9 protein-coding genes are annotated in these 12,371 nt (G+C 71.0%); all 9 read left to right on the top strand.

Going from position 1 to position 12,371, the window contains the following annotated elements; genetic code table 11:
• Positions 1–54 precede the first annotated feature (54 nt).
• On the top strand, positions 55–894 hold the full coding sequence (locus ACIP4Y_RS26045) for an IclR family transcriptional regulator (RefSeq protein ID WP_358647519.1): 840 nt from the start codon (positions 55–57) through the stop codon (positions 892–894).
• A gap of 267 nt (positions 895–1,161) precedes the next feature.
• Positions 1,162–2,247, top strand: coding sequence for an S-(hydroxymethyl)mycothiol dehydrogenase (locus ACIP4Y_RS26040; protein WP_358647517.1), 1,086 nt, complete (start codon positions 1,162–1,164; stop codon positions 2,245–2,247).
• Positions 2,244–2,870, top strand: coding sequence for an MBL fold metallo-hydrolase (locus tag ACIP4Y_RS26035; RefSeq protein ID WP_401397833.1), 627 nt, complete (start codon positions 2,244–2,246; stop codon positions 2,868–2,870). The genes ACIP4Y_RS26040 and ACIP4Y_RS26035 overlap by 4 nt, the downstream gene beginning before the upstream one ends.
• Before the next feature lie 44 nt (positions 2,871–2,914).
• The gene (locus ACIP4Y_RS26030) at positions 2,915–5,377 is read left to right on the top strand and encodes an FAD-dependent oxidoreductase (RefSeq protein ID WP_401397831.1); all 2,463 of its coding nucleotides are present in this window, start codon (positions 2,915–2,917) and stop codon (positions 5,375–5,377) included.
• A gap of 10 nt (positions 5,378–5,387) precedes the next feature.
• Positions 5,388–6,578: an N-methyl-L-tryptophan oxidase gene (gene solA, locus ACIP4Y_RS26025; RefSeq protein ID WP_401397829.1), complete on the top strand. Its 1,191-nt coding sequence runs from the start codon at positions 5,388–5,390 to the stop codon at positions 6,576–6,578.
• 11 nt (positions 6,579–6,589) lie between these two features.
• A complete protein-coding gene (locus tag ACIP4Y_RS26020; protein ID WP_401397827.1) occupies positions 6,590–7,735 on the top strand; it encodes an aromatic ring-hydroxylating dioxygenase subunit alpha in 1,146 nt (381 codons plus the stop codon).
• Positions 7,728–9,194 (top strand): aldehyde dehydrogenase family protein, encoded by a 1,467-nt coding sequence (locus tag ACIP4Y_RS26015; protein WP_401397825.1) that lies wholly within the window; start codon positions 7,728–7,730, stop codon positions 9,192–9,194. The genes ACIP4Y_RS26020 and ACIP4Y_RS26015 overlap by 8 nt, the downstream gene beginning before the upstream one ends.
• Positions 9,195–9,213: 19 nt before the next feature.
• Positions 9,214–10,782 carry an APC family permease gene (locus ACIP4Y_RS26010; protein WP_401397823.1) on the top strand — a complete coding sequence of 523 codons (1,569 nt, stop codon included), beginning with the start codon at positions 9,214–9,216 and terminating at the stop codon, positions 10,780–10,782.
• Positions 10,783–10,815: 33 nt separating this feature from the next.
• Positions 10,816–12,369, top strand: coding sequence for a GMC family oxidoreductase (locus ACIP4Y_RS26005; RefSeq protein WP_401397821.1), 1,554 nt, complete (start codon positions 10,816–10,818; stop codon positions 12,367–12,369).
• Positions 12,370–12,371 lie beyond the last annotated feature (2 nt).

The following is a 12,371-nucleotide window of genomic DNA, read 5'->3' as shown; positions in this document are numbered from 1 at the left end:
GGGCTTCCCGCAGATGCGGCCCGAACCGGGCCGACAGGTGGTGAGAGTTGAGCCATGACCCGCACGCAGAAGCAGTCTGACCGCAGCGAGGAGACCACGGAGAACCCAGGGGCCCCGGACAGGCAGAGCGGCCGCGGCGCGGCCGGCGCTGTGCAGTCGGTGGACCGTGCCGTGAGCGTGCTGGAGATCCTCGCCCGGCACGGCGAGGCGGGCGTCACCGAGATCGCCGAGGAGCTGGACGTGCACAAGTCCACGGCGTTCCGGCTGCTCGGCGTCCTGGAGAACCGTGGCCTGGTGGCCCAGGCCAAGGACCGCGGGAAGTACTACCTGGGGGCCGGCGTACTGCGCCTGGCGGGGGCGGCGGCAGTGCGTCTCGACATCTCCCAGGAAGGTGTCCCGGTCTGCCGGGAGGTCGCCGACGAGCTGGGCGAGACGGTCAACATCGCCGTGCTCGACGACGACGCGGCGGTCAACATCATGCAGGCCCGCGGCACCGCGTCGGTGACCGCGCAGAACTGGCTGGGCAGACGCACCCCGCTGCACGCCACCTCCAGCGGCAAGGTGCTGCTCGCGCACATGCCGCCGACCTTGCGCGAGGGCCTGCTGGCACGGCCGTTGCCGCGGTTCACGGACCGTACGATCACCGGCGCGGCGATGCTGCGCGCCGAGCTGGAGGCCGTGGTCGGACAGGGCTACGGCGTCACGATCGAGGAGCTGGAGCTGGGGCTCGCGGCCGTCGCGGCACCGGTGCGCGCGCACGACGGCAAGGTGATCGCGGCGATCAGCGTCTCCGGGCCGGTGTACCGGCTCAACGCGGACCGCCTGCCGGAGGTGGCCAAACGTACGGTCGCGGCAGGCGCCGAGCTGTCCCGGCGGATGGGATACGGCTTCTGACCGGAAACCGAGGGCCCCGGCGGGCGGAACAGGCCGGCCTCGCCACGCCTCCGCCCCCGGAGCAGACTCGGCAACCGCACACCGCGGACACGCCGCGGGATCGGCACCTCCCCGGTCCCGCGCCGTCGTGTGTCCGACGGGTTTCGCCCCACAGGTTCCTTTTGCCAAGGGTTAACGCGCACCCCTTGACGGCCCCGTGACGCCGTTCTCAGTATGTTCCCCATCGCGCAACTCATCGTGCAATGCGCAACAGCAGAGGAGCTTGTCGTGCCACACGAGGTCCGTGCCGTAGTCGCTGTGAAGAAGGGCGCACCCGTGGAGGTGCGGACGATCGTCGTTCCCGACCCGGGTCCCGGTGAGGTGCTCGTCGACGTGCAGGCCTGCGGGGTGTGCCACACGGACCTCCACTACCGGGAGGGCGCGATCACCGACGACTTCCCGTTCCTGCTCGGCCACGAGGCGGCCGGCACCGTCGCGGCGGTCGGCCCGGGGGTCACCGATCTGAAGCCCGGCGACTACGTCGTCCTGGCCTGGCGGGCGCCGTGCGGCAGCTGCCGTTCCTGCCGCCGCGGCCGGCCCTGGTACTGCTTCGACTCCCGCAACGCCGCACAGCCCATGACGCTGCCGGACGGCACCCCGCTCGGCAACGCGCTCGGCATCGGCGCGTTCGCCGAGAAGACGCTGGTCGCGGCGGGCCAGGCGGTCAAGATCGATCCCGCCGCACGGCCCGAGGCGGCCGGTCTCATCGGCTGCGGGGTGATGGCCGGCTACGGCGCGGCGGTCAACACCGGAAACGTCGGCCGGGGCGACTCGGTCGCGGTCATCGGTTGCGGCGGCGTCGGCAACGCGGCCATCGCGGGCGCCTGCCTGAACGGTGCCATGAAGGTGATCGCCGTCGACATCGACGACAGGAAGCTGGACCAGGCGGAAAAGTTCGGCGCCACCCACACCGTCAACTCGCGGGGCACCGACCCCGTGGAGGCGGTCCGGGAGCTGACCGACGGTCACGGCGTGGACATCGCGATCGACGCGGTCGGCCGCCCCGAAACCTTCCTGCAGGCCTTCTACATGCGCGACCACGCGGGTCTGCTGGTCCAGGTCGGCGTCCCCGCCCCCGAGATGAAGGTCGAACTCCCGCTCATCGACGTCTTCTCGCGCGGCGGCGCCGTCAAGTCCTCCTGGTACGGCGACTGCCTGCCGAGCCGGGACTTCCCGTTCCTGATCGACCAGTACCTCTACGGCCTGCTCGACCTCAACGCGTTCGTGTCGGAGACGATCGCCCTGGACCAGGTGGAGGAGGCGTTCGGCAAGATGCACCGCGGTGAGGTGCTGCGCTCGGTGGTGGTCCTGTGAGCGTCCACGGGGCCGTGCGCGCCGAACGCGTCGTCACCTCGGGCACGTTCACCCTCGACGGAGAGACCTTCGACGTCGACAACAACGTCTGGCTGGCCGGCGACGACGCGGAAGTGCTGGTCGTCGACGCCGCCCACGACGCCGAGGCGATCCACCGGGCCACCGCCGGCCGCCGGGTCACCGCCATCGTCTGCACCCACGCGCACGACGACCACATCGACGCGGCGCCCGCACTGTCCCTCCTGACCGGCGCACCCGTACTCCTGCACCCCGACGACACCGGGCTGTGGTCGCTCACCCACCCCGGCCGCAAGCCGGACGGCGAGCTGCGCGACGGCCAAATCCTCACGGTGGCCGGCATCGAACTCCACGTGATCCACACCCCGGGCCACACCTGGGGCAGCTGCTCGCTCCACGCGCCGTTCCTGAACGCCGTCTTCACCGGCGACACCCTCTTCCTCGGCGGCCCCGGCGCCACCGGCCGCTCCTACTCCGACCGCCCGACCATCGAGGCGTCCCTGCGCGCACGGCTGCTGACCCTGCCGGCCACCACCGTCGTGCACACCGGACACGGCCCGGACACGACGATCGCCGCCGAGCGGCCGCACGTCCCCACCGCCTGAGCGGTTCCCCCGTACCTGCCGTCCCCGCCACCGCAAGGAGGGGCATGTCCAGCACCCCCGAAGAAGGGTCCCAGGGACCCCGTGTCATCGTCATCGGCGCCGGCATCGTCGGCTGCTCCCTGGCCGACGAACTGACCGCCCGCGGCTGGACGGACGTCACCGTCCTCGAACAGGGCCCCCTGCCCGCGCCGGGCGGCTCCACCTCGCACGCCCCGGGACTCGTCTTCCAGACCAGCCCGTCCAAGACCCTCTCGGAGTTCGCCCGGTACACCGTCGAGAAGTTCCGCTCCCTCGAAGCCGACGGCGTCTGCTGTTTCGAGCAGGTCGGCGGCCTGGAACTCGCGACCACCCCGGAACGCCTGGCCGAGCTGCACCGCAGGGCCGGCTACGCGGCCTCCTGGGGCATCCGCGGCGAGGTCGTGGGCACCGCCCGGTGCAAGGAACTGTGGCCGCTGCTGGACGAGTCGGTGGTCCTCGGCGGCTTCCACACCCCGGACGACGGCCTGGCCCGGGCCCTGCTCGCGGCCCGCGTCCAGATGGACCGCGCCACCGCGCGCGGCGCCCGCTTCCTGGACCGGCACACGGTCACCGGCATCGAGCAGCAGGACGGCCGGGTCACCGCGGTCGTCACCGACCGGGGCACCTTCCCGGCCGACCACGTCGTCTCGGCGGCCGGTTTCTGGGGCCCGGTGATCGGCCGCATGGCGGGCATCGACGTACCGCTGCAGCCCCTCGCGCACCAGTACGCGAGGACCGGGCCGCTGGCCGAGCTGAGCGGCGCCGCGGCCGAGGCCACGCGGCCCATCCTCCGCTTCCAGGACCGCGACCTGTACTTCCGCGAGCACACCGACCGCATCGGGATCGGCTCGTACGCGCACCGGCCGATGCCGGTGGATCCGTTCGCGGTCCTGGCGTACGACGAGGCGCGCGCCCGGGACATGGAGATGCCGTCCTCGTACCCCTTCACCACCGGGGACTGGGCGCCGAGCTGGGAGGACTGCCGACGGCTGCTGCCCGCACTGCGGGAGACCGGGACCGAGACCGGGTTCAACGGGGTCTTTTCCTTCACGCCGGACGGTATGCCGCTGCTCGGGGAGACCCGGCGGCTGCGGGGCTTCTGGTTGGCCGAGGCGGTCTGGGTGACCCACTCCGCCGGGGTGGCGAAGGCGGTGGCCGAGTGGATGGTGGACGGCAGGCCGTCCGTCGACGTGCACGAGTGCGACCACACCCGATTCGAGGAAGCGCAGCGTTCACCGTCGTACGTCCGTGAACGCGGTTCACAGCAGTTCGTCGAGGTGTACGACGTCCTGCACCCCCTCCAGCCGATGGAACAGCCCCGGCCTCTCCGCGTCAGCCCCTTTTACGCCCGCCAGCAGCAGCTCGGCGCCTTCTTCCTGGAGGGCACCGGCTGGGAGCGCCCGCACTGGTACGAGGCGAACGCCCCGCTCGTGGACGCCCTCGACGGCCTCCCCGAGCGCGACGCCTGGTCGGCGCGCTACTGGTCGCCCATAGCCGCCGCCGAGGCGAAGGCCACCCGCGAGAAGGTCGCCCTCTACGACATGACCCCGCTGCGCCGCCTGGAGGTCACCGGCCCCGGAGCCCTCGCCTTCCTCGACCGCATGACCACCAACAACCTCCGCAAGAAGCCCGGCGCGGTCACCTACACCCTGCTCCTCGACGAGACCGGAGGCATCCGCTCCGATCTCACCGTCGCCCGGCTCACCCCGGACCGCTTCCAGGTCGGCGCCAACTCCCCCGCCGACCTGGACCGCCTCCTGCGCCACGCGCCCGACGGCGTGCAGGTCCGCGACATCACCTCCGGCACCTGCTGCATCGGCGTCTGGGGGCCCCTCGCCCGTGCCCTCGTCCAGCCCCTGACCGGCGACGACTTCTCCCACGAGGGCTTCGGCTACTTCCGGGCGAAGCAGACCTACCTCGGACACGTGCCGGTGACGGCGATGCGGCTGAGCTACGTCGGCGAGCTGGGCTGGGAGCTGTACACCACCGCCGACCTGGGCCTGCGGCTCTGGGACACGCTGTGGGAGGCCGGGCAGGAGCTGGGCGTGGTCGCCGCGGGCCGCTCCGCCTTCAACTCGCTGCGGCTGGAAAAGGGCTACCGGGCCTGGGGCGCCGACATGACCGACGAGCACACCCCCTTCGAGGCCGGCCTCGGCTTCGCCGTCCGCATGGACAAGGAGGACTTCGTCGGCAAGGCGGCGCTCCGGCGCGCCGCAGAACCCTCCCGCCGGCTCACCCCGCTGCTGCTGGACGACCCCGCCGCCGTGGTCCTCGGCAAGGAACCGGTCCACGTCGACGGCGCCCCGGCCGGTTACGTGACCAGCGCGTCGTACGGCTACACGCTGGGCCGCTGTGTCGCCTACGCCTGGCTGCCGGCCGGGCTGCCCACCGGTACCGGCGTGCACATCGAGTACGTCGGCCAGAAGGTCCCGGCGACCGTCGCCGACGAGCCGCTGTTCGACCCGAAGATGACCCGCATCCGTCGCTAGGAGGCGCCCAGTGTCACCGTCTTACGACGTCATCGTCATCGGACTCGGCGGCATGGGCAGCGCCGCCGCCCACCACCTGTCCGCGCGCGGCGCCCGCGTCCTCGGCCTGGAGAAGTTCGGCCCGGTCCACAACCGCGGCTCCAGCCACGGCGGTTCACGCGTCACCCGGCAGTCGTACTTCGAGGACCCGGCGTACGTGCCGCTGCTGCTGCGCGCCTACGAGCTGTACGACGACCTGGAACGGGCCACCGGCCGGGACATCGCGATCCTGTCGGGTGGCGTGATGGTCGGCCCGCCGGAATCCCGGACCGTCTCCGGCGCGCTGCGCTCGGCCACCGAGTGGGACCTGCCCCACGAGATGCTGGACGCCAAGGAGATCCGCCGCCGCTTCCCCACGCTCAACCCGTACGACGACGAAGTCGCCCTGTACGAGGCGAAGGCGGGCCTGGTGCGGCCCGAGAACATGGTCGCCGCGCACCTCCAACTGGCCACCCGGCAGGGCGCCGACCTGCACTTCGAGGAGCCGGTGCTGCGCTGGGAGCCGTACCGGGACGGGGTGCGCGTGCACACGGCCGAGAACACCTACACGGCCGGGCAGCTGGTGATCTGCCCCGGCGCCTGGGCGCCGCACCTGCTCACCGACCTCGGGGTGCCGTTCACCATCGAGCGGCAGGTCATGTACTGGTTCCGGCCGAGGGGCGGCACCGAGCCGTTCCGGCCGGAGAACCACCCGGTATACATCTGGGAGGACGCGGCCGGCGTCCAGGTCTACGGGTTCCCGGCGATCGACGGCCCCGAACTGGGCGCCAAGGTCGCCTTCTTCCGCAAGGGGCAGGAGACGACCCCGGAGACCATCGACCGGACGGTGCACGAGGACGAGATCCGGGCCATGGCCGACCACATGTCCCGCTGCATCCCGGACCTGCCCGGCGCCTTCCTCAAAGCCGCGACCTGCATGTACTCCAACACCCCGGACGAGCACTTCGTGATCGCCCGGCACCCCGCGCATTCCGAGTCGGTGACCGTGGCCTGCGGTTTCTCCGGACACGGGTTCAAGTTCGTGCCGGTCGTCGGCGAGATCCTGGCCGACCTGGCGCTGACCGGTGCCACCGCGCATCCCATCGGCCTGTTCGACCCCGCCCGGCCCCCCGCTCGACTCCGCTCGAGCGGGGCGACCGCCACCGCCGCCGCGCCCGCCTGAGGAGCCCGCCCGTGACGACGACCCCGATCTCCCCAAGCCCCGTTTCCCCGAGCCTCATCGCGACCCTCCCGGGCCACTACTACACCGACCCGGAGGTCTTCCGGCGCGAGCAGGAGAAGCTGTTCGAGTCCATGTGGTTCTGTGCCGTCCGCAGCGCCGACCTGGACAAGCCGGGCGCCTTCCGCACGGTCCAGGTGGGCCGCGAGAACGTCATCATCACCCGGACCCGCACCGGAGAGCTGCGTGCCTTCCTCAACGTGTGCCGGCACCGCGGGGCGCGGCTGTGCACCGAGGAGTCCGGCGAGGTGCGGCGCAGCCTCCAGTGCCCGTACCACGCATGGACGTACGACCTTGACGGCACGTTGATCGCCGCACCCAACCTGATCAAGATGCCCGATGTCGACCGCGTCGAGTACGGGTTGATCAAGGTGGCTCTGCGCGAGTGGCTCGGCTACGCCTGGGTGTGCCTGGCCGGCGAACCGCCCTCCTTCGAGGACACGGTGATGTACGCGGCCGTGGAGCGGCTCGGCGACGCCGCCGCCATCGAGCACTACGGCACCGAGAAGCTCGCTCTCGGCAGACGCGTCACCTATGACGTGCGGGCCAACTGGAAGCTGATCGTCGAGAACTTCATGGAGTGCTACCACTGCGCGACGATCCATCCCGAACTCACCGAGGTGCTCCCGGAGTTCGCGGACGGCTACGCGGCCCAGTACTACGTCGGCCACGGCGCGGAGTTCGGTACGGAGATCAGGGGCTTCACGGTGGACGGCAGCGAGGGCTTCGCCAAGCTGCCGGAGGTGAGCGCCGACCAGGACCGCCGCTACTACGCCATCACGGTCAAGCCGACCGTGTTCGTCAACCTCGTCCCGGACCACGTGATCCTGCACCGCATGTTCCCGCTGGCCGAGGACCGCACGGTGGTGGAGTGCGACTGGCTGTACGCGCCGGAGGTGGTGGCCTCGGGCGCGGACGTGTCGAAGTCCGTGGAGCTGTTCCACCGCGTCAACGTCCAGGACTTCGAGGCGTGCGAGCGCACCCAGCCGGCGATGTCCTCGCGCGCGTACCGCCGGGGCGGGGTGCTGGTCCCGAACGAGCACCACATCGGCATCTTCCACGCCTGGCTGCTGGACCGGCTGGGGGAAGCCCATGCCTGACCTGTTCATCGACGGTCAGTGGCGGGGCGCCCTGGACGAGCGCACGCGGGAGATCCGCTGTCCCGCCGACGGCTCCCTGGTCGGGGTCGTGGACGAGGCCGGTGGCAAGGACACCGTGGAGGCCGTCGCGGCGGCCCGGCGCGCCTTCGACACCGGTCCCTGGCCGCGTACGCCCGCCGAGGAGCGCGGCGACCTGCTGCTGCGGGTCGCGGACCTCCTGGCCCGGGACAAGGACGCTCTGGCCCGCGCCGAGTCCCTGGACACGGGCAAGCGGCTGGTGGAGAGCGCGTACGACATCGACGATGTCGTCAACTGTTTCCGCTACTTCGGACGGCTGGTGGTGAGCGAGACCGGCCGGGTGATCGACACCGGGCGGCCGGACGTGGACAGCCGGGTGGTGTACGAGCCGGTCGGCGTCTGTGCCCTGATCACGCCGTGGAACTACCCGCTGCTGCAGACCGCGTGGAAGGTCGCCCCCGCGCTCGCGGCCGGCAACACCTTCGTGCTGAAACCCAGCGAGCTGACCCCGCACACCGCGATCCATCTGGTCCGGCTGCTGGCGGAGGCGGGGCTTCCGCCGGGCGTGGCCAATCTGGTGCTGGGCGCCGGTCCGGAGGCGGGCGCCCCGCTCGCCGACCACCCGGACGTCGACCTGGTCTCCTTCACCGGCGGTCTGCAGACCGGCCGCCGGCTGATGGCGGCGGCGGCCGGCACGGTGAAGAAGGTCGCGCTCGAACTCGGCGGGAAGAACCCCGACATCGTCTTCGCGGACGCCGGCTTCGAGGCCGCGGTCGACATGGCGCTCACCGCCGTCTTCCTGCACTCCGGGCAGGTGTGTTCCGCCGGGGCGCGGCTGCTGGTCGAGGACGCGCTGCACGACCGGTTCGTGGACGAGGTCGTACGGCGGGCGCGGCTGATCCGGCTCGGCGGGCCGTTCGACGAGCGGGCACAGACCGGGCCGCTGATCTCGGCGGCCCACCGGGCCAAGGTCGAGGCCTATGTGGCACGCGGGCTGGCGGAGGGCGCGGTGCTGCGCTGTGGCGGGGCCCGGCCCTCCGGCCCCGGCCACGACGAGGGCTTCTACTACCTGCCGACCGTCCTGGACGAGTGCACGAGCGCCATGTCCGTCGTCCGGGAGGAGTCCTTCGGGCCGGTGCTGACCGTCGAACGGTTCACCGGCGAGGAGGAGGCCGTCCGGCTCGCCAACGACACCGTCTACGGCCTCGCGGGCGCCGTCTGGACCGGCGACGAGGCCAGGGCCGCGCGGGTCGCGGGGCGGCTGCGGCTCGGCACGGTCTGGATCAACGACTACCACCCGTACGTGCCGCAGGCCGAGTGGGGTGGTTACAAGCAGTCCGGGTTCGGACGCGAACTCGGACCGGCGGGGCTCGCCGAGTACCGCGAGACGAAACACATCTGGCGCAACACGGCGCCGGCACCGCAGGGCTGGTTCGACTGACAGCCAGAGGAGTCCGCTCATGACGACCACCGAACAAACGCCAGGTCCCCACCACCAGGACGACGCCGAACTCGCCGAGTTCGGCTACAGACCCGAGCTCAAGCGCACCCTCGGCACCTTCCACACCTTCGCCGCCGGGATCAGCTACATCTCGATCCTGACCGGCACCTTCCAGCTGTTCTACTTCGGCTACGGCAGCGGTGGCCCGGCCTACTGGTGGTCGTGGCCGATGGTGTTCGTCGGCCAGTTCATGGTGGCCCTGTGCTTCGCCGAACTGGCCGCCCGCTATCCGGTGGCCGGCTCGGTCTACAACTGGTCCAAGAAGATCGGCAATCCTCATCTCGGCTGGCTCGCCGGGTGGATGATGTTGATCGCGTCCATCGTGTCCATCTCGGCGGTCGCGCTGGCCTACCAGCTGACGCTGCCGCAGATCTCGTCCGTGTTCCAGTTCGTGGGGGACGGCACGGGCACGTACGACGTGGCGACCAACGCGGTCGTCCTCGCCACCGTGTTGATCCTGTTCACCACGCTGGTCAATGCGTTCGGTGTCAAGCTGATGGCCACGATCAACACAGCGGGTGTATTCATCGAGTTGATCGCGACCGTTGTATTGATCATCCTGTTCGCCGTCCACATCACCCGTGGTCCTCAAGTCGTCATGCAGACGAACCACACGGGATCGGGATACTCAGCGGGTTACCTCGGCGCCTTCCTGGTGGCCTCGCTGGCCTCCGCGTACGTCATGTACGGCTTCGACACCGCCGCCTCGCTCGGCGAGGAGTCCCTGGACCCCTCCCGGAACGCCCCGCGCGCGATCATCCGGGCGATCGTCGCCTCGTTCGTCCTGGGCGGTCTGGTCCTGCTGCTGGCGCTCATGAGCGTCTCCAGCCTCAAGGGCGACAAGCTCTCCACCGACGGCCTGCAGTACGTCGTGCTCGACGTGCTCGGCCCGACGGCCGGCAAGGCGATGCTGTGGTGCGTGCTGATCGCGGTCACGGTCTGCGCGCTGGCCGTGCACACGGCGGCGATCCGGCTGGCGTTCGCGATGGCCCGGGACAACAACCTGCCGGCGTCCTCGCTGATGGCCCGGGTCAGCCCCCGCTTCCAGACCCCGGTCCTGCCGGCCGTGATCATCGGCGTGCTGGCGCTGGCGATCCTCGTGGTCAACATCCGCCAGCCGCAGATCTTCACCGTCGTCACCAGCATCGGCATCGTCATGATCTACCTCGCCTATCTGGGCGTCACCGGGCCGATGCTGGTGGCGCGGCTGCGCGGGAAGTGGCAGCCCGCGGGCGAGGGCAGGTTCTCGCTGGGCCGCTGGGGACTGCTCGTCAACATCGTCGCGGTGGTGTGGGGCGCGGCCATGACGGTGAACCTGATCTGGCCGCGCGCCTCGGTGTACAACGCCTCCGCGCCGTACCACTGGTACCTGCGCTGGGGCGCCGTCCTCTTCGTCGCGGTCATCGCGGGTGGCGGCTTCACCTACTACTGGTGCGTCCAGCGGCACCGCACCGGCGTACTCGCCGAGCACCGACCGGACACCGCCGCCGGCCCGACCGCTCCCCTCGCCGCCCCGGCGGCCGAGTGATTCCGCCCCGATTCCCGCCGACCTGGAGGTCACATGAGCATCGATGAGTTCGACTACGTCGTGGTCGGTGGCGGCACCGCGGGCAACGTCGTGGCCGCCCGGCTCTCCGAGGACCCCTCGGTGACGGTGTGCGTGCTGGAGGCGGGCCCCAGCGACGTCGGCGACGACGACGTCCTGAAGCTGGAGCGCTGGATGGGGCTGCTGGAGTCCGGGTACGACTGGGACTACCCGGTCGAACCGCAGAGCAGCGGCAACAGCTTCATGCGGCACGCGCGCGCGAAGGTGCTGGGCGGCTGTTCGTCGCACAACTCCTGCATCGCCTTCTGGGCGCCCGCGGAGGACCTGGACGACTGGGCGGCCCAGGGCTGTACGGGATGGAGCGCGGCCGACCTGTTCCCGCTCTACCGGCGGCTGGAGAACAACGACGCGCCCGGCGACCACCACGGCCGCACCGGCCCGGTGAAGCTGCGCACGCTGAAGGGCGGGGACCCGTGCGGCGCCGCCCTGCTGGAGGCGTGTGCGCAGGCCGGCATACCGACGGTCCCGTTCAACACCGGCAGGACGGTGGTGCGCGGGGCCAACTGGTTCCAGATCAACTCCGACGAGAACAACATCCGCCAGTCCTCGTCCGTGGCCTATCTGCACCCGGTCCTGGGCAAACGCCCCAACCTCGACGTCCGCACCGGGGTGCGGGCCAGGAAGCTGGTGCTGGAGGGCCGGCGGTGTGTGGGCGCCGAGTACCTGGACCCCGACCTGGTGCACACCCGCACGGTGCGGGCCCGCCGCGAGGTGATCGTCTCCTGCGGCTCGATCGACTCCCCGAAGCTGCTGATGCTGTCCGGCATCGGCCCGGCCGGGCATCTGCGCGAGGTCGGCGTCGAGGTCGTGGTGCACTCCCCCGGCGTCGGCGAGAACCTCCAGGACCACCCCGAAGGCGTGATCATGTGGGAGGCGAAGCAGCCGATGACCACCACGTCCAGCCAGTGGTGGGAGGCGGGCGTCTTCTACGACACCGAGCCCGGCCTGGACCGGCCCGACCTGATGTTCCACTACGGCTCGGTGCCGTTCGACATGAACACCGCGCGCTGGGGCTACCCGACCTCGGAGAACGCGTTCTGCCTCACACCCAACGTGACGAAGGCGAAGTCACGCGGCACGGTACGGCTGCGGACGCGGGACTACCGGGACAAGCCGAGGGTGGACCCGCGGTACTTCACGCACGAGCACGATGTGCGGGTGATGACGTACGGGCTGAAGCTGGCCCGGCGCATCGCCGCGCAGCCGGCGCTGAGCGGCTGGGCGGGCGCCGAGCTGGCGCCCGGGCCGGAGGTCCGCACGGACGACGAGCTGCTGGACTACATCCACAAGACGCACAACACCGTCTACCACCCGTCGTGCACCGTGAAGATGGGCGCCGACGACGACCCCTCGGCCCCGCTCGACGCGCGGCTGCGGGTCAAGGGGGTCGAGGGTCTGCGGGTCGCCGACGGGTCGGTGATGCCGGATCTGATCGCGGTCAACCCGTGCATCACGACGATGATGATCGGCGAGAAGTGCGCGGATCTCCTGAAGGAGGACGCCTCTTGAAA

Origin of the sequence: Streptomyces sp. NPDC088810, assembly GCF_044750305.1 — a bacterium.
Taxonomy (GTDB): domain Bacteria; phylum Actinomycetota; class Actinomycetes; order Streptomycetales; family Streptomycetaceae; genus Streptomyces.
Note: the sequence above shows the minus strand (reverse complement) of the source record. Positions and strands in the feature narration are given on the sequence as shown.

Bases quoted from the DNA above. Each gene is read 5' to 3' on its own strand.
- ACIP4Y_RS26045 (WP_358647519.1), top strand. From the start codon at position 55: ATGACCCGCACGCAGAAGCAGTCTGACCGCAGCGAGGAGACCACGGAG.
- ACIP4Y_RS26030 (WP_401397831.1), top strand. From the start codon at position 2,915: ATGTCCAGCACCCCCGAAGAAGGGTCCCAGGGACCCCGTGTCATCGTC.
- ACIP4Y_RS26015 (WP_401397825.1), top strand. From the start codon at position 7,728: ATGCCTGACCTGTTCATCGACGGTCAGTGGCGGGGCGCCCTGGACGAG.
- ACIP4Y_RS26010 (WP_401397823.1), top strand. From the start codon at position 9,214: ATGACGACCACCGAACAAACGCCAGGTCCCCACCACCAGGACGACGCC.
- ACIP4Y_RS26005 (WP_401397821.1), top strand. From the start codon at position 10,816: ATGAGCATCGATGAGTTCGACTACGTCGTGGTCGGTGGCGGCACCGCG.